Consider the following 20,263-nt stretch of genomic DNA (forward strand, 5'->3'; position numbering starts at 1 on the left):
CCACTGTAGGTGGTCGGTGTCGTTCACAGGATTGGTCGGTCGGCGACAGGTCGCACACAAGATCGCGACAGTCCGGCACAAACTCAGGTTCCTAGCGTGCCGAGTCATGACACAGCACCCGGGACGCGTACGTCGCCGGGCGATCGCGGGAGCCGTTGCCGTGGTCGTCGCCGGCGGCGCAGGGGTCGGCTGGTGGGCTACCCACCGCAGCGACAACCAAACTCAGGCCGCAGCACAGACCACGACCACCTTGCAAGCGGCGACCGTCGGAACGGTGAGCCAGACCCTCACGATCTCGGGAACGTTCGCACCGGCGCAGGAAGCGGATCTGGACTTCGCCAGTTCCGGAACGGTCACCGCGGTCAACGTGGCCGTCGGGGACAAGGTGACCAAGGGTCAGGTCCTGGCCACGATCGACGACACCGATCTGGCCGCATCGCTGGCATCCGCCAAGTCCACCCTGTCCAGCGCGCAGGAGAACCTCGAATCCGTCGAGGACAGTGGGACATCCACTCAGATCGCAGCCGCGAAAGCCACGGTGGCATCCGACGAGAGCAAGGTCACCCAGGCGCAGAAGGCGCTTGCCGCCGCGTCGATGACCGCACCCTTCAGCGGCACGATCGCGACGGTCAACATCGCCGCCGGGGACACCTCGGGTAGTAGCTCGAGTAGTGGCGCGGCTGGTAGTGCGGGCGGCGGCTCCGGCGGGGCAGGTGGCGACGGCGCGTCAGGCTCCTCGTCCTCTTCCTCATCGGCCATCGTCCTGGTCGACACCTCGTCATGGACGGTGAATGCCAACGTCAGCTCGGCCGACCTGGCCCAACTGGCCAAGGGTCAGAGCACACAGGTCAGTATCTCGACCGCCAGTAGTTCTTCTGGCAACTCCCGAGGAGGCTTCCCCGGATTCGGTGGCGGCGGCGGATTCGGTGGCTCCTCGGGTGGTTCGGGCTCGTCTGGTTCGGGTTCATCGTCATCCGGCTCGTCATCCACGGGTTCGGGATCGACGGGTACGACGACTGGCACCGCGTTGCCCGGAACCATCCAATCCGTGGGGATCGTCGGGACCACCTCCACCGGCAGCACCGCGACCTTCCCGGTGGTGGTCAAGGTGTCGGGAACCGAGTCGGGCATCTACGTCGGCACCAGCGCGTCGGTGGTGGTCACCACCAAGTCCGTCAACAACGTGCTCACCGTCCCGACCACAGCAATCTCGACCAGCAACGGCAAGTCGGTGGTGACGGTCTCCAAGAACGGGTCAACCCAGCAGGTGGCGATCAGCACTGGATCGGTCTACGGCACCCGGACGCAGGTGCTGTCCGGTGTGGCGGCTGGTGAGATGGTCCAGGTCACCTCCCGCGGCCCGGGCGCGTTCGGCGGTGCACGTGCGGGTGGCACGGCGGCACCCGCAGCGGAGGCGCCGTGAGCACGCCGACCATCCTTGCGCTGCGTGGCGTGACGAAGACGTACGGGACCGGTGATCTGCAGGTCCACGCCTTGCGCGGGATCGACCTCGAAGTGCCCGAAGGTGACTTCCTGGCGATCACCGGACCCTCCGGGTCAGGCAAATCCACCCTGATGCACATCCTGGGTTGTCTGGACATCCCGAGCGAAGGCACCTACGAACTGGCTGGCGAAGACGTCTCCCAGATGTCGGAATCCGAACTGGCGCAGGTGCGCAACCGCGAGATCGGCTTCGTCTTCCAGCAGTTCAATCTGTTGCAATCCCAATCCGCTCTGCGCAACGTGGAGCTTCCTTTGGTCTACGCGGGGGTCGGGCGCGCGGAGCGGCAGGAGCGGGCCGTGGAGGCGCTGCGCCGGGTCGGCCTGGGCGACCGCCTCGACCACCGGCCCACCCAGTTGTCTGGTGGCCAGCAGCAACGTGTCTCTGTTGCAAGGGCTTTGGTCACCGATCCGGCAATGATTCTGGCCGACGAACCCACCGGGAACCTGGACTCCGTCGCTACCCAGGATGTGCTGCAACTGTTCCACGAACTGCACGACCAGGGTCGCACCGTGGTCGTCATCACCCACGAACCTGACGTGGCCGCGCAGGCCTCACACGCCGTACGTATCCGGGATGGGCAGTTGTTCACCGAGACGAGCGCCGCATGAGTTGGGCGGAAACCATCCGCAGCGCGTTCGACGCCATCGGCGCTCGTCGGCTGCGCTCCGGGCTCACGGTCCTGGGCATCCTGATCGGGATCACGGCGGTGATGCTCACCGTCGGACTCGGCCAAGGCGCCCAACAGAAGGTGGCCGACCAGATCAACGCGCTCGGCACCAACCTGTTGGTGGTCACCCCGGGCAGTACGACGAGTTCGGCCGGCGTGCGCGGAGCCGCCGGATCGGCGACCACCCTGACCCAGTCGGACGCCACGATGCTCGCCAACGCCACGGTTGTGCCCGACGTCGCGGGCGTGGCTGCCACGTCCAGCGGATCCTTCTCCGTCGTCAACGGCAGTAGCAACACCACGACGACGGTGGTGGGTACGACGCCCAGTTGGCTGCAGGTGCGCGCCCGTTCGGTGTCCAGCGGACGGTTCATCGCATCGGCCGACGTCGCAGATGCCAATCCCGTTGTGGTGCTGGGAAGTACGGTCGTCAGCAGTTTGTTCTCCGGCACGCCGGACCCGGTTGGACGGCAGGTCACGATCGATGGGCAGACCTTCACCGTGATCGGTGTGCTCAGCTCTGCCGGCACCGTGAACAACGTCGACCAGGACGACACGGTGGTCATCCCGACAACGACCTACGCCCACCGGTTGGCGACCTCCAGTTCGGACGGCGTGTCCAATATCTACCTGGAGGCGGCCAGCAGCGATCACCTGGCCGCAGCCAAACAGGAAGCAACGAACGCGCTGGCCACGGCCCACGGAGTGACGGTCAGCAGTGCTGACTTCTCCATCAGCAGCCAACAGTCACTGGTCGACACCGCGACGAGCACGACGAAGACCCTGACCGTTCTCTTGGCGGGCATCGCCGCAATCTCACTGTTGGTCGGTGGGATCGGGGTCATGAACATCATGCTCGTGTCGGTCACCGAGCGGATCCGGGAAATTGGTCTGCGCAAAGCCCTCGGCGCCACGCCACGGACGATCCGCAAGCAATTCCTCACGGAGGCAAGCATTCTCGGTCTCGCCGGTGGGGCGCTGGGCATCGCCCTAGGTGTGGTCGGTGCGCTGGTGCTCCCACATTTCCTCGACCAACCGGTCGCGCTGTCCTTCGAGGCGGCGCTGCTAGCCCTCGCGGTGTCCGTCGTCATCGGCGTCGGTGCCGGTGTCTATCCAGCCAGCCGGGCCGCCCGACTGGCACCCATCGAAGCTCTGAGGAGCGAGTAAGTATGTTGCGATCCCAACAGATTCGTCGGTTCGACAAGGTGATCAGCCTCGGCGGTGCCGCCCTTCTGGCGGTGATGGTCGCCGGTTGTTCCTCGGGTGGCACCAGCACCGCAGCCGCCGCGGGTACGCCGACCGGTGCCGCCGCCGGGGGCGGCGGCCAAAGTGGTGGCCCGGGTGGCGGACGCGGCTTCAGCCCCGGCGTCAGCGGCGTGATCGCGTCGGTGAGTGGAACCACCCTGACCGCGACCACCTCGCAGGGCAGCACCAGCTCCGTGAAGTGGAGCAGCGCCACCAAGATCAGCAACCGAACCACCGGCAGCGCAAGCGATCTCACGACGGGCGCCTGTGTATCGGTGCAGCAGCAATTCTCCGGATCGGGGGGCGCGCGGCCTTCGGGTGCACCGACGGGAGCGCCCACCAGCGGCACCCGCCCCACGGGCTCGATGCCGAGCTACACCGTGCCCAGCTCGGTGACGGCGACGGCGGTGACGATCCTGCCGGCGACTGATTGCACCGCCAGTACCGCGAGCAGCTCACCATCGAGCACCGGTGGCTCCGAGACCGGGCGTCGTGGCTTCGGCGGAATGGGCGGTCTGACCGGCAAGGTCACTTCGGTCACCGGGAGCGGTTTCGTTTTCCAGACGACCGGGAGCGCCGCGAAGGCGGTCACCGCGACGACGTCGTCCAGCACGACGTACACCAAGCAGTCGACCGCAAGCGCCTCAGCGATTCAGGCTGGCAAGTGTGTCGAGGCCCGTGGCACGACCACCAATTCAGTGCTCACGGCCTCCAGTCTCACGATCAGTGAGTCGGTGAATGGCGAATGCACCTCGCAGATGGGCGGATTCGGCGGCGGCAACGGGGGAGCGCCCAGTGCTTCGTGATCCCGATCGGCGGCGTCGAGTCGTCCTCGGCTCCGCCGCCGGGTTGTGCGTGGTCGCCGTCACGGGAGCGGTGACCTACGGGGTGGCCCATGCGGCCACCGCAGACGCCCTGTCCGATCACTACCGGCTGGCGACGGCGAGCACCGGCTCGGTCAGTAGTCAGCTGAGCCTCAGTGGCTCGGTGGCCAGGGTCAACCAGGTGTCCGCATCCTTCCCGAGCTCGGGTGAGGTCACCGGCGTCGACGTTGCCGTTGGCGACACTGTCTCGGCCGGACAGAAGCTGGCCACGATGGACACCTCGGGTCTGAATGCCGATCTGTTGTCGGCTCAAGCGGATCTCGCCCAGGCAAAGGCCGCCGCAGCGACCACCAGCACGACGACGAGCACCACTACGACGTCCAAGACGTCATCAGCCGGAAGCACCCCATCGGCGACTGCTTCGTCCTCGGCGAAGAGTTCGTCCGGTGGTCAGTCAGCCAGCTCGTCGTCACGAAACGCCACTGCAGCGCCCACGGTCGCCGCCTCGACTCCGGCCGCTTCGACACCGGCCGCGTCCGGCGGTTCTGGGTCGGGCGCCAAGATCTCCGACGGCGACACGACGCAACTGAAGGCACTGTCGAAGACGTTGTCTGCGCAGGTCCGGTCGATGAAGGCAGCGGTGCAGGAGCAGCAGACGACGTGCGCCCCGGTGATGGCCGCAGGCGGCTCACAAGGCACCACCGGCGGCACGTCGCGATCCGCTGGCCGCGACGTCACCGACACCCCCACAAGCTCCAGCCCGACGAGCACGCAGTCCAGTACGGCGCAGCCGACCAGCACAGCGTCGACGGCGACCAGTACATCTACGGAAACCAGCACGCCAACCGAGACCAGTACGCCCACCGAGACCAGCACGCCCACAGAGACGAGTACGCCGAGCAGCAGCTCCTCGAGCGCGTCAACCGCCTCGCTCGACCCGGCAGTGGTCAAGGCCTGCGTGTCTGCGACCCAGACCGCTTCGGCGACGTTCGAGCAGGCTTCGTCGACGCTCACCCAGTTGAACTCCCTGCTGGACCAACTCAGCTCGAAGTCCAGCGGCGGCAGCAGCGGATCATCCGGCACCACCGGCGGTGGCACCAGCACCAAGGGCGGTAGCTCCGGCGGTTCGTCGTCCACACCGACGAGTAGCGCGTCCCCCACCAGCGCGGCTGGCACCGGCGGCACCGGCGGGAGCAAAACAACCACGGGAGGTGGCTCGGCCAGCACCGGCACCGGGACCGGTAGCGGCTCCGGCAGCGCGGCTTCGGGCGCTGCCTCAGGCACCGGGGGCTCAGCCTCCGGGGGCTCAGGCACCGGGGGCTCAGGCACTGGGGGCTCAGGCACTGGGGGCTCAGGCTCCGGTGGGGGCGGCACGATGACCGTCAGTGCCGCCGAACTAGAGGTCACCCAGGCCCAGCAGGCGGTCGACTCAGCCACCTTGACTGCTCCGATCAGCGGCACAGTCGCCAGTGTTGGACTGACCAGCGGTCAAGACGCGTCGACCTCATCGAGCATCACGATCATCGGATCGGGTGCTGCCCAGGTGACGGTCGACGTACCGCTATCGGCGCTGCCCACTCTGGCGATCGGGCAGAGCGCAGTCGTCACACCCGCCGGGGGAGGGGGCACGGTCACCGGCTCGGTGACCCAGATCGGGATCCTGCCGGCCGACAGTACGAGCAGCACTCCGACGTACCCGGTCACGATCACGGTTGATGACCCACCACAGGCGCTGGCCCAGGATTCCCAGGCCCAGGTCGCAGTGACGACCAAGAGCGTCACGAACGTCGTGACCGTTCCGGCCTCGGCACTGACCATGGTGGCCACCGGACGGGCAACCATCCAGGTGGTTTCCGGTGATGACCAAGTCACCACGAAGTCAGTGACGGTAGGCACCGTGGGTGGCGGCAAAGCCCAGGTCACGGGGCTGGATGCCGGTACCCAGGTGGTGCTGGCAGACCTCACCGCGACCCTCGGTGCGGACAGTTCCACCAACGAGAACGCCTTCACCGGTGGTGGCTTCAGCGGCGGCGGAATGCCCGGCGGTGGTATGCGGCGGTGAACAACCGCGTCCGGACTGTCGCCTACCCGTAACGAAACCGACACATAGCTCACCTACCGTCGAACGACAGACCGCGCCACTCGCCCGAGGGGAGCCGCCATGTTCGACCTGGTCGATCCGTTCATCGGCACCGCTGCCACCGACCTGCCGCAGCCGCACGGCATCGCGGCGAGTTGGTGGTGGCCGAAACCGCAGGTGGGCAACACCCATCCCGGTGCGACGTACCCGTTCGGGATGGTGTCGGCGTGTGCCTACTCCGGCGCGTACCCGACCGGCTACGGCATCTACGAACTGGGCACCGAGGGCCTGCCGGTGCCGATGGCCGACCGGATGCGGGTATCGGGATTCACCCACTTCCAGCAATCGGGCACCGGCGCAATCCGCAAGTACTACAACTACTTTCGAGTCACGCCGATGCTCAGCACGTTGGACGACCTGGGCACCGCGTGGCAGGTGCGCAACGAGTACGCCGAACCGGGCTACTACCGGGCCGAGCTCGAGACCGGGATCGTCTGTGAGATAACGGTCGGCCCCAAGAGCGCCGTGCACCGATACACCTTCCCCGAGAGTCGCGACGCACGTCTGGTCGTGGACTTCTCGACCGGCGGCCTGGCCATTCCGTACGGCGAGACAACCCCGTTGCGCGCACACCTGGAGTTCCTGCGCCAGGGCAGTGCGCGCGGTGAGGTGGTCATGGAAGGGGCCCCGCTCGCCGTACATCTGGAATGCGACGCTTCTGACTTCCGGCAGGTCCTCTGGTACGACCGGCGCATCATGCCGGGGGGCTCACGACTGGATTTCGCCGACATCCGGCCGACCACGTTGCGACCGTTTGGTCTGATGTGGGCCGGGCCGTCCGTGGCCGGTCAGACAGTCGAGTTGCGAATGGGCTTCTCGCTGCGGGGAACTGAACAAGCCAAGGTGAACCTCGCAGCCGACACCGGCAATCTGGTGGGCGGCTTCCACGCCCGTCGACAGCAGACGCAGGACGTATGGCGTGATCACCTGTCGCAGATCACCGTCTCGACGCCCGACCAGGATCAGGGCACGGTCATGGCCACCGCGCTCTACCACTCCTTGATGAAGCCGTGCTTCGCCAAGGACGAGAGTCCGTTCTGGCCGACCAACGGTCCGTTCGTCTACGACCTGTGCACCATGTGGGACATCTACAAGACCCAACTTCCGCTGATGACACTGCTTCGGCCGAAGCGGGCGGTCGACCTGGCCAATGCCCTGCTGAAGATCTGCGAGGAGGAAGGCAACTTCCCGATCGGGTACCGCATGGCCAAGGGCGCCGACCGGTTCTCCCGGCAGGGAAGTGCGTTGGCGCACACGCTGTTCGCCGATCTGTGTCAGTTGCGGATGCCCGGCGTGGACTGGGACCGAGCGGTCGTGCACATGCACGCCGACCTGCGCCGCACGTACGGCGAGGAGTACCTGCGCGACGGCATCACCCATCCGATCAGTCACGTTCTCGATCTGGCCTTCGGTTACTGGTGCGCCGCTGTGGTGGCCGATTCCATCGATGACCAGGCGCTCGTTGCCGACCTTGCACCGTGGGCGGCCGGTTGGCCGGCGGCGTTCGACCCCGACACCGGGCTGATGGCGAAATCCACGTTCTACGAGGGTGGTCCGTGGAACTACTCGTTCCGCTTGCTGCACGACATGGCTGCTCGCATCAAGGTTGCCGGCGGCGAGGACCGGTTCGTGGAGTTACTCGACCGATTCTTCGGCTATGGCGCCCCGGCGGTCGTGCAACCAGGGCTGCGTCCTGGCCGGGACGAACTCGAAAGAGGTTACGAACTGGGCCGGTTCGAGGGAATGAACAACGAACCGGACATGGAGGCGCCATGGGCGTATCACTATGCCGGGCGCCCCGATCGTACGGCCGAGGTCGTCCACGCCGCCGTCCACCAGATGTTCGGCACCGGACCCGGCGGCCTCGCGGGCAACGACGACTCCGGCGCGATCTCCTCGTGGTACGTCTGGGCCAGCCTCGGGTTGTTTCCGGTGGCCGGTCAGAACCTCGTACTCCTTCACCCACCGGCATTCGAGGAGGCCGAGATCCGCACCGCCGAGTCGGAGATCTTCCTACGCACCAGTGGTTTCCGGGCACCGAGTCGGGACACCGCACCGCAGTACATCCAGTCTGTCCGCCTCAATGGTGTCGAGGTCCCGCAGACCTGGTTGAGCATGAGCGATCTGCATCGTGGCGGAGAGCTGCACATCACCCTGGGCGACACCCCCTCTGATTGGGGATCGTCGCTCCGGCCACCGTCCCGGCCCAGCGTCGGGGCAATCGCACTCGCAACGGGGGTTACGAAATGATGCCAGCACCGGAAGTCGTTCTCGAGCGGTACCGCCGCCTGGTCATCGTGGTCCGGGCGGACCCGGTCATCTGCGGACATTCGGTCGAAGCACGCAACATCGCGGAGGCGGCCTTGCAGCGTGGCTTCACCGACGTGCGCATCCTCAGTTGGCCGCTGGACCGGCTGGAGGCGGCCGGTTTGCCGCTGAAGCCGCTGGACGGTGTGCAGCCCTACAGCCCCGGCATCACCGTGGAACGCCCTGAGCCGGTGGGGGATTACCGGGTCGTGGACGGCCGGTGGTACGCCGGCCTCGTTGGCCGGTTGGTCGAACTGTTCACCGACGGGATCCCGACGATCTGTTTGAGCCTCTACCTTTCACCCCACACCACGGCCGTCACCGACGCGCTCACCGTCGCTCAGCGCGTGGGGCTGCCACTCGACGTACTCACGATCGCGGAGGCGGTCGGCTCGGACATCACGAACGTCATCCGCGACTGCGTCGAGAAGGACAGGTACGGCGCCGCGGTCCACCTGTTGTCGGCGTATCTCACCAACGACTGTGTGCTGGCGGTCTCGCGCTACACCAAGGAACTGATCGTCGCGGAGGCCGCAGAACTCGACGCCCGGCACGGCACCTCCTTCGCGTACGAGTGCCGCAGGCGGATCCAGGTGTCCTACCCGGCGCTGGACACCGCGTCGTACCGGTCGATCCCGCTAGCGGAGGCCGACGCCGTGATGGCGCGGCGCGGCCTGGCGGGGGAGCGGTACGTGCTGTTCCTGTCCCGGCTGGTCAAGGCCAAGGGCATTGCCGACCTGATCGCCGGGTACGAGCGCAGCGGCATCAGTGACCAGGTCCGGCTGATCATCGCAGGTCAGGGTCCGCAGGAGATGCAGGTGCGGGACATGGCCGCGGCATCGCCATTGGCCGAGCGGATCACCGTCCTGACGGACGTGGATGACGACGAGAAGCCGGCCCTGATGCGCGGCTGCACCGCATTCGTGCTGCCGACCCTGCCGCGTCCGGAGTTCGTCGAGACCTTCGGAATCGCTCTGGTCGAGAACATGCTGGCCGGCGGCGGTCCGGTGATCACCACCGAGACCGGCGGCGTACCCGAAGCGGTGGGTGACACTGCTCTCATCGTGCCGGTGAGTGATCCGGATGCCATCGCTGCGGCGTTGCGATCGGTGGTGGCGATGACGCAGGAGGAGTGGGTTGCGCACAGCAACAAGGCGGTGGACTACGCGCTGCAGTTCGATCGAGCGGTCGTTCTCGACACGATGCTGGGCTACTTGACCCACTCCCTGGAAGGGGTCGCCTGCTGAGGCTGATTGGCCCTTCTCAGGCTGGTTTGCTTCGGTAGGTCCGTGCCCACCTCACTGCCTGCCGCCACCGACACCCCGACGGAGACGAGTACGGCGCCGACGACCGGCACGACGACAGACACTTCCAGCCCGGCAACGACAACTCCAACCACCACGACCACGCCGAGTACGCCGACCGAGAACCAAACGTCCACGTCGGCTCCCGCTGGGCAGACCTCCGAGCCGTCGACACCGCAGACGTCGGCCGAGACCACCCAGACCACGAATCCGCTCACCAGCACGGTCACGTCCACGACGACCTCGACCAGCACCAGCACCCAGGTCGAATGGATCAGCCGCCCCGCGGCTGCCAGTGGCGACGTTCCGTGGCCGTTGGCTCTGACCGGTGTCATCGTGGTGCTCGCGGCGATCGCTGCGGGCGTGGTGTGGTGGGTCAAGACCCGGACCGTTGGCCGCCGGGCTGCGGGTCAACCCGTCGAGGCGACACCCCCTGCGGACAGTCCCGCCCAGGACTCCCCGGGCGACCGGCGGGACCTGCTGCGGTTCCTGACCGTGCTGGGTGAGGCGATGCTCGACATCAGTGCCCCGCTGATCCAGGTCAACCACACGCTGCGGAAAGTGGCGACGGCCGGCGGAGCGCCGCAGGCTGCCATCATCACGCTGCCGACAGCGTTGTTGGTGTCGGTCTCCGGGGTCGAGGACTCCGCGACGGCGGCCGTCGGCGCGGGGGAGCGGGATATCGATCTCGGCCAGATGCAGGGCATCACCGAGGTCGCCGATCAGGCCAGCGACGGGCGCCTGACCCCACGCGACGGACTGGCCCGGTTGAGTGCGATCGCTGATGCGGACTATCCGTATCCGGCCGTCGTGCAGATCGCGGGATACGCCGCCATGAGCATCGGTATCGCACTGCTGCTGGGCGCCAATCCCCTCGACCTCGCGGTCGCCGCCGTGCTGGGCATCCTCACCGCGCTCGTCCTGCGCTGGACCGCACGGATCGAGCCGGTGTACTCGGCGATGGTCGTGCTCGCGACGTCGTTCATCGTTGCGGTCATCACGTTCCTGCTGGCCAGGACCGGTTGGGACCTCAATCCCCTGGCGGTGCTGATCCCGCCGTTGATCACGTTCCTGCCGGGAGCGCAGCTGACCAACGGAACCATCGACCTGGTGACCAAACAGATCGTGTCGGGATCCGCCCGGCTGACCGCTGGGCTGATGCAGTTGGCGTTGCTGGCGGTCGGCATCACGGCGGCGGCCTCCTTGCTCGGCGTACCCGCCAGCCTGACGCGCAACGCGGGACAGTCGTTCTTCGGACCCTTGGCACCGTGGGCGGGCGTGCTGATCTACGGGGTCGGGCTGGTCTTCTACAAGGCGGCCCGACCAGGGGCGCGACGCTGGATCCTGCTGGTCCTGGTCGTCGCCTACGCCGGGCAGGTCGTCGGCGGTGTGCTGTTCGGCAGCGCCGTGTCCGCCATGGTGGGCGCGTTCTTCATGACGCCTGCCGCGATGATCGTCTCGACGCGGCCCACGGGTCCGCCACCGTTGGTGAGCTTCCTGCCCGGGTTCTGGTTGCTGGTGCCCGGTGCCCTCGGCCTGGTCGGGGTGACCACCGCGGTCGGCGGCGGGAGCACTGCGGTGGCGACCCTGGTCACGACCGGCACCACGTTGGTGACGATCTCCCTGGGTGTGTTGGCCGGTCTGGCCGTTGCGCGCCCGTTCGAGGACCGGTTGAGGGCTCGATCAGCCCGCCGGTAGCGCAGCGGAGACGTCCTTCAGGCGCACCCCCGTCGCGCGCAGTTGTCGGGCGCCGGTGATGAGTGCCGCGATGGTGCGCGCGGCCGTGTCGTAGTCGAGTCCGTGCGGTGGTCGGATGTTGGAGACGCAGTTGCGGGCCGAGTCCAAGATGCCCGGCTGCGGTCGCCACGTCAGGTAGGCCCCGAGGGAGTCACTGGCGGACAGGCCCGGTCGTTCACCGATCAGCACCAGCACCAGTTGCGCACCCACCGCCTGACCGATGTGATCGCCGAGGGCCACCCGGGCCTGGGTGGCGATCACCGGGGCGGCCAGGGTGGTGGGGGAGTCCAACAGGGGCAGCAGCGCTGCCAACAGGGGTACGGCGTGCGTCTGGGTCGCGACTGCGCTCAGTCCGTCGGCGAGGACCACCGCCACGTCGGCGTCGCCACCGGTCGGCAGCGGCCCGCCGGGCGTGCGGCCGAGATCGGGCCGGGTCAGGTACGTCGATCGGTCCGGCGCCGCCGAGGGCACCACTGAGACCGGGCCGAGTCCGAGCCCTTCGAGATCGCGCTGCAGCATCGGCACGTCCAGCTCAGCGTGCACGGCGTCACGGGCTGCCGCATGCGCGGCGGTCGTGGAAAGCACTGCGGCCGTGGGGGTTCCGGTGCCTGATCGACCGATACCGATCCGGGCGGGTGTGTGGGCGCGCAGTCGCTGCCACAGATCATCGCTCACGCCAACTCCCGCAACGGACTGGCGCTGGGGTCGATAGCGCGGATGCTGCCGTCCCCGGCCAACAGCCCGAGCCGGTCCAGCCAGGATTCGAACTCCGGTGCGGGCCGTTTGCCGAGGACCTGCCGTAGATACAGCGCGTCGTGGAACGAGGTCGACTGGTATCCCAGCATGACGTCGTCGGCGCCGGGCACGCCCATGACGTAGGTGCAGCCGGCCGCACCGAGCAGGGTCAGCAGGGTGTCCATGTCGTCCTGGTCGGCTTCGGCGTGGTTGGTGTAGCAGACGTCGACACCCATCGGCAGGCCGAGCAGCCTGCCGCAGAAGTGGTCTTCCAGTCCTGCCCGGATGATCTGCTTGCCGTCGTAGAGGTATTCCGGGCCGATGAACCCGACGACGGTGTTGACCAGCAGCGGTTCGAACGCCCGGGCGACGCCGTAGGCGCGGGCCTCGAGGGTTTGCTGGTCCACCGGGCGGCCGTCAGTGCCCCAATGCGCGTCGGCGGACAGTGCGGCGCCCTGACCGGTCTCGAAGTACATGACGTTGTCGCCGACGGTGCCGCGTCGCAGTTCCCGGGCAGCGGCGAGCGCCTCCTCGAGGGTCGCCAGCTCGACACCGAATCCCTCGTTGGCGCGTTGGGTCCCGGCGATCGATTGGAAGACCAGATCGACCGGGGCACCAGCGCCGATCAGTTCGAGGGTGGTGGTCACGTGGGTGAGGACGCAGGACTGTGTGGGGATCTCGTACCGGGTGATGATGTCGTCGAGAAGCTGGAGCAACTCGCCGACTCGTCGGGGATTGTCCGAAGCGGGGTTGATACCGATGACGGCGTCACCGGATCCGAGCAGCAACCCGTCCAGGACGCTGGCTGCGATGCCGGTGCGGTCGTCGGTCGGGTGGTTGGGCTGTAAGCGCGTGGAGAACCGGCCGGGTAGGCCGATGGTGTCGCGGAACGCTGTCGTGACGTGGCATGCCGCGGCCACGGCGATCAGGTCCTGGTTGCGCATGAGCTTGCTGACGGCTGCTGCCATCTCGGGCGTGAGTCCAGCGCGCACCGCCGCCAGCGAGGCGTGGTCACCACGGCCGGCGGCCTCCAGTAGCCACTCCCGGAATCCACCGACCGTCAGCGCAGCCACAGCAGCGAATGCGTCTGGGTCGTGGGCCGACAGGATCAGTCGGGTGACGTCGTCGGTCTCGGGCGGCACGACGTACTCGCTGAGGAATAATGACAGCGGAAGGTCGGCCAGAACCCATTGCGCCGCAGCGCGTTCCGCCCCGGACGAAGCCGCGCAGCCAGCCAGCACGTCGCCCGATCGCAGCGGCGTCGCTTTGGCGAGGACGTCGACCAGCCCATCGAATTCGTAGCTGCGCTGGTTGATCGTCTGGCGGTATCTCACGCGGTTGTTGGCTCCGGTTCCTGGTCGGTCGAGGTCGATGATCCGATAGTGGTGATCGGTCCAGTGAACCAGTGCTTGACCGAGACATGCCAGTAGATCCACAGCGCAAAGAGCGCGACGGGGACGACGATGATCGCGTAGTTGACGTATTTCATCGAGAAGCCATCGACCCAGGGCACCCCGACGTTCAGCGTGGGTAGCAGACCGACGATGGACATCACCGCGATTTCGATGACTGCGACGAGGTTCATCCAGCGGTATTTGCGCCCGTTGTTCCACGCCCCGACCCGGAAGGTCGACCCGGCTCGCCAGCGCAGGAAGATCGGGATACCGAAGGACAGATAGAGCCCGATGACACCTATGGACACGACCGCGAAGAACGCGACCGGAACCGGTGCCCCGTTGACGTCGACCTTGACCAGCGCCGGCAGGGTGAGCAGCAGAGCGATGACGGCCGCCGCGATCACGGCGTAGACCGGCACCTTTTTGGCGTTCAGTCGCGACCAGTACCGCGAGCCAGGAACGGCGCGGTCCCGGCTGAACGCGAAGAACATCCGGCTGGTGGAGGTCATACAGGCGCAGGTGCAGAAGAACTGCCCGGCGGTGGAGATCAGGACGACCAGACCGGCGACCTTGGGGTCGAGGGCCTGACCGAAGATCGCGAAGACCGATCCGCCGCCCTCGCTGACCTTGTCCGAATCCTGTACGGCGAACAGGAAGGACAGCAGCAGGATCCAGCCGCCGATGGCGGAGTAGAAGATGGACCGCCAGATGCCTCGGGCAGCAGAGTTGGCCGCGGACTTGGTCTCCTCGGACAAATGCACCGACGCGTCGTATCCGGTGATCGTGTACTGGGTCAGGATGGCCGACAGCGGCAGCACGTAGAGCAGGAAGCCCCAGCCGCTGGTGTGTCCGCCGAAGAAGCCCGTGTTGTTGATCGTCTTGGTGAAGACGTCGGACAGCGAGGCGTGGTGGGCACCGGACTTCAGAAAGAACCACAAGATGGCGACAACCACCAGTGAGCCGATGACGTGCCACCACACCGAGATGTTGTTCAGGATCGCCAGCAGGTGACTGGAGAAGATGTTGATGGCGGCGGCCAGGGCCAGGATCACGATGAATTCGATGAAGACGCGGGTCAACGAGTAGCCGGCGGCCCAGGAGTCGCTGTAGTAGCCGAGGAAGGTGTCGAAGAAGCTCGCGCAGCCGTAGGCGACGGACGCGTCGATCGCGAGCAACCCGATCAGGTTCAGCCAACCGGTGTAGTAGCCCGCTTTGGGGCCGCCGAGTTTGCTTGCCCACCAGTAGATTCCGCCCGAGGTGGGATAGGCCGACACCAGCTCGGACATACAGAAACCGATGACCATGATGAACGCGGCCACGATCGGCCACCCCCAGGCGATCGCCGCCGGGCCACCGTTGTTCCAGCCCAGTCCGAAGCTGGTGAAACACCCGGCCAGGATCGAGATGATCGAGAACGAAATGGCGAAGTTGGAGAACCCCGACCAGTTGCGTGACAACTCTTGCTTGTAGCCCAGGCTGGCCAGGTGGGCTTCGTCGTCGAGGGGTTCATAGCCTTCGGGCATGGCGGGTGTGTCCTTCCGCGGTCGGTCAAGCAGACCCACGACGGCGGGGGCGTTCGCTGTGCGACCAGTGTGCCGCGTGCTCATGGGACGTGGTGTGAAAACGACCGAAACGTACGGCGGGGCCGGGCAATTGCCCGGCCCCGCAACTGGTTCGACGCTCCGGTCAGCGACCCCGGCCCAGCAACTGGGCAAGGCTGAACGACATCGCGCCCATCCCCGTGACGTCGTCGTACCCGGCGGTCGTCGTGAGCGAGGTGTCCTTGTCCATGGTGATCAAGAACCGGTGGCCGCTGGAGGCCGAGGTGTACTCAACCGCGACCGGTGTGCTCGACGGCTTCACGTCCCGGAACGATCCGGGCACGAAGCGGTTCAGCGTGTACAGCGTCGGGTTGGCGAACCCGACGCTCGAGTGGGTCAACTGCTGCGAGAGAGCCACCATCGCGGCGGTGAGCGGCGAGGCCAAGGAGGTGCCGCCGTAGGTCTCGTTCTCGTAGTCAGCGGTGGCCAGGGTGCCGTCATCGGTGATCGGGCTGATCCCGATCTGGAATCCGGTGTACGGGTCAGCGAGCGCGGACACATCGGGGGAGACGCGCTTGCCACCGGACAGCGAGTTGGGGACGACCCCCTTCTGGTACGCGGGCTCGGCGAACAGCGTGCTGATCCCGCCACCGGCGCCGCCGCCGAACGACCCCGGCAGCGCACCGGCGTAGGTCGACGTTCCGTCGGCGTTGTCCAGGATCCGCTGGTACGCCGTGCCCCATCCGGTTTCGACCGCGAGCTTGCCCTTCTTGTCGATACCCATCGAGGTACCGCCGACCGAGGTGACGAACGGGTCGGACGCGGGGAAGTCCGGCTCGGGGGTGCTGAGAGCAGCGGCCTCGTCGCCGTTGTCGCCGCTGGAGAAGTACAGGCCGATCCCTTCGCCGGCAGCCTGCACGAAGATGTTCTGCTCACCGGCGAGGACCTCGGCCGGGACATCCTCGCCGACGTCGCCCCAGCTGTTGCTGACCACTGTGGCCAGCTTCTGGTCGATGATCGTCGACAGGGCCATGTCGAGGCCACCGCCGCAGTTGGAACCACCGACGTACAGGATCTTGGCCTTCGGAGCGATCGAGTGGACGGCTTGCACATCCAGGGACTGCTCACCCTGCCAGCCGCTGGGACCGCCGCAGGCTTCTTCGTCGTAGAAGGTGCCCGGGACGATCTGCTGGTACTGGTTCGCGCCCAGCGCGGGCTCGCCGCTCTGCGCTGCCAACGCGTTGGTGTCAGCGACGATGGTGGGCGAGGCGTAGGCATCGGTGATCGCGACAGTCTGCCCAGAACCGTTGACGCCCAGGGTGTTCCAGGTGTTCAGGTTGTACCCGGAGCGCAACTGCTTGGCGTCGTAGCCACAGATGTTGGTCGGGTAAGTCGTCTGGCCGTTGTAGGCGGCAGGCACGCTCGAGGTGTACTGGCCCCAGTACTGCGAGCACGCGGCCGTGGTGGACGGGGTCGTCTGCTGCGTGCTGCGGGCCTGCGCCTTGGGCTGGTTCAGCGTCGATGAACCCGAGGCCTTGTCGACGTGCCCGGGGGAGACCAGGTTCGGCCGGGTCTGCAGCCGCGACTGGTCCAGGCTGACCGCACTGACCAACCGGGCGATGCTGGACGGCAGCGCCGGCGCCTTGGCGGGAGCGGCCAGGCGGGTGCCCGCGTGGTGGTAGAGGTGCATCGAGGTCGAGAAGGCGGCGTTGACCTGGTCGGCCGTGCCGCGGAACACGACGTACAGCCGGCTGGCCGGCGTACCGGTGATGGTGAGGCCCTCGGCCTTGAGCTTGTTCACCACGGTTGCGTACTGGCTGGCCGTGGGGGAGAAGCGGCTGATCCACTGGCTGGGGGTCAACGGGTGGCGGTAGAGCGGGCTTCCCGGCGTGGAGACCGCGGTCGCCAACGCCTCGGCACCCTGCTTGTCCTGCAGGTTGAGGTAGATCTCGCCCTCGACGGTGTCGTCTGCTGGTGCGGCTCCCGCGTCCTGGGCGCTGACCGCCCACTTGGGGACTGAGCCGGTGTACTTCACGGACCCGTCGGCGGTAACCGACGCATTGGCGGCGGCGGCTCCTGCGACGCTCAAGGCGAGTGTGACGGTAACGGCAGCCACCTGTTGCGACGTCCGCCGCCGGTTCTTGCGCAATCCCATACTGGCAGTCCTCTATCTCTTGAATAGTCCGTCGATATGACGCACCTCCGGCAAACTACCTGTTGATCAGCTGCCGCATGGTTGATTCGGCGCTGTGGATCGCTCAGACGAAAGATTCTGTGCCGCAGGCAGATTGGGCTGAATGAAACCTTGGGCCAGGCTGAACGTTGGCTGGGAGGGGCGGGTGTGACAGGGTCGCAGCATGGAACTCGACGTCACCGCCTTCCGATCGCACTTCCCGGCCCTGGCCGCGGGGGAGGCGTACTTCGACGGTGCTGGCGGGACACAGACTCCGTCGTCGGTGGCCCAGGCGATCTTCGGCGCCCTCCAGGCGCCACTGTCGAACCGTGGTGCGGGGAGCCTGGCCGCCCGCAACGCCGCGTGGTACGTCGATGACTTCAGGTCGGCGTACGGCGATCTGTCTGGTGTGCCCGCCGCTGGCATCGTGCACGGCCGCTCGGCCACGGCGCTCACCTTCGACTTCTCCCGGACTCTGGCGCGCACGTGGGGGAGTGGGACTGAGATCGTCCTGTCGCAACTGGACCATGACTGCAACGTCCGCCCCTGGGTGATCGCCGCGCAGCGGGCCAACGTCACGGTGCGCTGGCTCGAACTCGACGCGGAGACAGGACAGTTCACCGCCGAGTCAGTGGCCGCTGCGATCACCGAACGGACCCGACTGGTGGCGGTGACGGGTGCGTCGAACCTGATTGGTTCGCGTCCGGACGTGGCGGTACTGTCTGCCGCGGCGCACGAGGTGGGTGCGTGGGTGTGGGTGGACGGAGTGCATCACGCAGCCCATTCCTTCGTGGATGTCGCTGCGCTCGGCGCGGACTTCTACGTGTGCTCGCCGTACAAGTTCTTCGGACCGCACTGCGGTGTCCTGATCGCGAATCCGACTCTGCTGCAGGATGTTTCGCCGGACAAGCTGCTGCCGTCGACGAACGAGTCACCGGAGCGTTTCGAGCTGGGTACGTTGCCGTATGAGCAATTGGCCGCAGCGACGGCGGCCGTGGACTTCATCGCATCGTGGGGCGAAGGGGAGACCCGCCGGGAACGCCTTCGGTCGGCGCACGAGGCGTTCGCCGCCCACGAGAGTTGGCTGCTCGGCGTACTGGATGACGGTCTGGCGGATCTGATCGCCGACGGGCGGGTGGTGAATCACTCACGGGCGCAACGGCGTACGCCGACCACGCTGCTGACCTTCACTGATGCCGACCCAGCAATGATCGCCGACGAGTTGGCCACCCAGCAGCTGATTGCACCGGCCGGGACGTTCTACGCCTACGAACCGGCGCAGGCGTTGGGCCTGGGGGAGTCCGGCGGGCTGCGGGTTTCGCTTGCGCCGTACACCAGTGTCGATGAGGTGGAACGCCTGGTGGCCGCCGTGCACGCGGCTCTCTGAGACAATGAGGGGGCCACGATCGTGGCGCCGGACGAGGGAGCCGTACCCGGACAGCGACAAGACGGCCACGGAAGGTCGTGGCCGCGATGGCGTGGTTGATTCTGATTGTCTCCGGTGGGCTCGAAGCGGTGTGGGCTACCGCGCTGAGCAAGTCCGACGGTTTCTCCCGGTGGTTGCCCTCAACGATCTTTGTGGTCGCGACCGTCGCCAGCATGATCGGTCTGGGCTACGCGTTGCGGACGTTGCCAGTGGGCACGGCGTACGCGATCTGGACGGCGATCGGCGCGGCCGGCACGGTGATCTACGCGATGGCGACCGGCGCTGAGGCGGTCTCGGTCCTGAAACTGGTGTGCCTGGTCGGCATCGTCGCCTGCGTCATCGGTCTGAAACTCGCCAACTGAGGCTGCGCCCGGTTCGCACTTCGATGATTGTCTTACGTTCTGTATTACACGCATCCATGAAGGTCAGCGGCGTGTCGTGTCGTAGCGACAGGCGACCTGGAAACGGCTCAAGAACTCGCTGCCACCATCGAACCGCTGCGTTTCGCAGCCGTTTGCGCAGGTCGGCAGGCCGCCGACGATCTCGCACGGGGTAGCAGTGGATGGTTAGACGGATGATTGCATCTGATTCAATACACAGACAACTACTTGACATAATGTAGATTATCGGACATTAGTCAGTCTGGTCTGGTGTTGTTTAGGCCAGCCTGCTCTTCGTTGTCACGCAGGCCAATCTGGACCATCCTGGAATCATTCAAGTTTCAGTTCAGCGACACTAGGAGTTCGACATGGCCACCAAAACCACCGAAGCCCCCACCACGCTCGCTGCCTCGCACGAGGTCGCTGCCGGAGCCGCGCAGTTCCTGACGCCGGTCGTGCTTGACCTGGAGGCGCTGGTCGTCAACGGCAAGCAGGCGCACTGGCACGTGCGCGGCGGCAGCTTCATCGGCATCCACGAGTTGCTCGACACTGTTGTCTCCGATGCCCAGGGCTTCGCCGACACCGCCGCCGAGCGCGTCGTCGCTCTGGGTCTGCCCCTGGACGCTCGCCTGGCCACCGTCGCCGCGAAGTCCACGTTGCCCGCGCTGTCCGACGGCTTCCAGCCCTGGGAAACCACCGTGGCGCAGGTCGTCGGCCTGATCGACGCCGCGCTGGTCACCGTGCGCGCAGCCGTCACCGGCCTGGATGACATCGACCTCAGCAGCCAGGATGTCGCCATCGAGATCGAGCGGGGCCTGACCAAGGACCGCTGGCTCCTGCAGGCGCACATCGCCGCATAACCACACTCACGGCGACGCCGATG

At 66.8% G+C, this 20,263-nt stretch carries 16 protein-coding genes and 1 riboswitch; of the genes, 11 read left to right on the forward strand and 5 right to left on the reverse strand.

The window, feature by feature from the left end; translation table 11 throughout:
* Positions 1-106 precede the first annotated feature (106 nt).
* From DR843_RS05910 to DR843_RS05925, 4 genes are read left to right on the forward strand one after another with little or no spacing between them, the layout of a single operon-like run.
* The gene (locus DR843_RS05910; RefSeq protein WP_109684530.1) at positions 107-1,423 is read left to right on the forward strand and encodes an efflux RND transporter periplasmic adaptor subunit; all 1,317 of its coding nucleotides are present in this window, start codon (positions 107-109) and stop codon (positions 1,421-1,423) included.
* Positions 1,420-2,112: an ABC transporter ATP-binding protein gene (locus DR843_RS05915; protein ID WP_109684531.1), complete on the forward strand. Its 693-nt coding sequence runs from the start codon at positions 1,420-1,422 to the stop codon at positions 2,110-2,112. The genes DR843_RS05910 and DR843_RS05915 overlap by 4 nt, the downstream gene beginning before the upstream one ends.
* Positions 2,109-3,338 (forward strand): ABC transporter permease, encoded by a 1,230-nt coding sequence (locus DR843_RS05920; protein WP_109684532.1) that lies wholly within the window; start codon positions 2,109-2,111, stop codon positions 3,336-3,338. The genes DR843_RS05915 and DR843_RS05920 overlap by 4 nt, the downstream gene beginning before the upstream one ends.
* Positions 3,339-3,340: 2 nt before the next feature.
* Complete coding sequence (locus DR843_RS05925) at positions 3,341-4,222, forward strand: DUF5666 domain-containing protein (protein ID WP_109684533.1); 882 nt, start codon at positions 3,341-3,343, stop codon at positions 4,220-4,222.
* A gap of 468 nt (positions 4,223-4,690) precedes the next feature.
* On the opposite strand, the gene DR843_RS20510 is transcribed toward DR843_RS05925, so the two are convergent.
* On the reverse strand, positions 4,691-5,524 hold the full coding sequence (locus DR843_RS20510) for a hypothetical protein (RefSeq protein WP_245934014.1): 834 nt from the start codon (positions 5,522-5,524) through the stop codon (positions 4,691-4,693).
* Between the two features lie 91 nt (positions 5,525-5,615).
* Here DR843_RS20510 and DR843_RS20515 point away from each other — a divergent pair, with 91 nt between their 5' ends.
* The 4 genes from DR843_RS20515 (at position 5,616) to DR843_RS05950 (ending at position 11,689) form a co-directional block, all read left to right on the forward strand.
* Positions 5,616-6,302, forward strand: a complete 687-nt coding sequence (locus DR843_RS20515; RefSeq protein WP_245934015.1) for an efflux RND transporter periplasmic adaptor subunit — start codon at positions 5,616-5,618, stop codon at positions 6,300-6,302.
* A 99-nt stretch (positions 6,303-6,401) separates the two neighbouring features.
* Positions 6,402-8,630 (forward strand): glycoside hydrolase domain-containing protein, encoded by a 2,229-nt coding sequence (locus DR843_RS05935; protein ID WP_109684535.1) that lies wholly within the window; start codon positions 6,402-6,404, stop codon positions 8,628-8,630.
* Positions 8,627-9,934: a glycosyltransferase gene (locus DR843_RS05940; protein WP_245934016.1), complete on the forward strand. Its 1,308-nt coding sequence runs from the start codon at positions 8,627-8,629 to the stop codon at positions 9,932-9,934. Before DR843_RS05935 ends, DR843_RS05940 begins: the two co-directional genes overlap by 4 nt.
* Before the next feature lie 42 nt (positions 9,935-9,976).
* Positions 9,977-11,689 carry a threonine/serine exporter family protein gene (locus tag DR843_RS05950; RefSeq protein ID WP_146202496.1) on the forward strand — a complete coding sequence of 571 codons (1,713 nt, stop codon included), beginning with the start codon at positions 9,977-9,979 and terminating at the stop codon, positions 11,687-11,689.
* On the opposite strand, the gene eutC is transcribed toward DR843_RS05950, so the two are convergent.
* From eutC to DR843_RS05970, 4 genes are all read right to left on the reverse strand, one after another.
* Complete coding sequence (gene eutC / locus DR843_RS05955) at positions 11,675-12,403, reverse strand: ethanolamine ammonia-lyase subunit EutC (protein ID WP_109684539.1); 729 nt, start codon at positions 12,401-12,403, stop codon at positions 11,675-11,677. The genes DR843_RS05950 and eutC overlap by 15 nt on opposite strands.
* Positions 12,400-13,797 (reverse strand): ethanolamine ammonia-lyase subunit EutB, encoded by a 1,398-nt coding sequence (locus DR843_RS05960; RefSeq protein ID WP_109684540.1) that lies wholly within the window; start codon positions 13,795-13,797, stop codon positions 12,400-12,402. The genes eutC and DR843_RS05960 overlap by 4 nt, the downstream gene beginning before the upstream one ends.
* Entirely contained in the window at positions 13,794-15,383 is a 1,590-nt protein-coding gene (locus tag DR843_RS05965; protein ID WP_109684541.1) for an amino acid permease, read from the reverse strand. The genes DR843_RS05960 and DR843_RS05965 overlap by 4 nt, the downstream gene beginning before the upstream one ends.
* Positions 15,384-15,546: 163 nt before the next feature.
* The gene (locus DR843_RS05970; protein WP_245934017.1) at positions 15,547-17,556 is read right to left on the reverse strand and encodes a S53 family peptidase; all 2,010 of its coding nucleotides are present in this window, start codon (positions 17,554-17,556) and stop codon (positions 15,547-15,549) included.
* A gap of 202 nt (positions 17,557-17,758) precedes the next feature.
* Between DR843_RS05970 and DR843_RS05975 the strand changes: the two genes are divergently transcribed.
* The 3 genes from DR843_RS05975 (at position 17,759) to DR843_RS05985 (ending at position 20,240) form a co-directional block, all read left to right on the forward strand.
* Complete coding sequence (locus tag DR843_RS05975) at positions 17,759-18,961, forward strand: cysteine desulfurase-like protein (protein WP_109684542.1); 1,203 nt, start codon at positions 17,759-17,761, stop codon at positions 18,959-18,961.
* Positions 18,962-18,968: 7 nt separating this feature from the next.
* A riboswitch (guanidine-III (ykkC-III) riboswitch) is annotated at positions 18,969-19,031 on the forward strand.
* Between the two features lie 16 nt (positions 19,032-19,047).
* A complete protein-coding gene (locus tag DR843_RS05980; RefSeq protein ID WP_109688628.1) occupies positions 19,048-19,362 on the forward strand; it encodes a DMT family transporter in 315 nt (104 codons plus the stop codon).
* 386 nt (positions 19,363-19,748) lie between these two features.
* Positions 19,749-20,240, forward strand: a complete 492-nt coding sequence (locus DR843_RS05985; RefSeq protein WP_109684543.1) for a Dps family protein — start codon at positions 19,749-19,751, stop codon at positions 20,238-20,240.
* The last annotated feature ends 23 nt before the right edge of the window (positions 20,241-20,263 follow it).

It is taken from the genome of Branchiibius hedensis (assembly GCF_900108585.1).
In the GTDB taxonomy this organism is placed as follows: Bacteria; Actinomycetota; Actinomycetes; order Actinomycetales; family Dermatophilaceae; genus Branchiibius; species Branchiibius hedensis.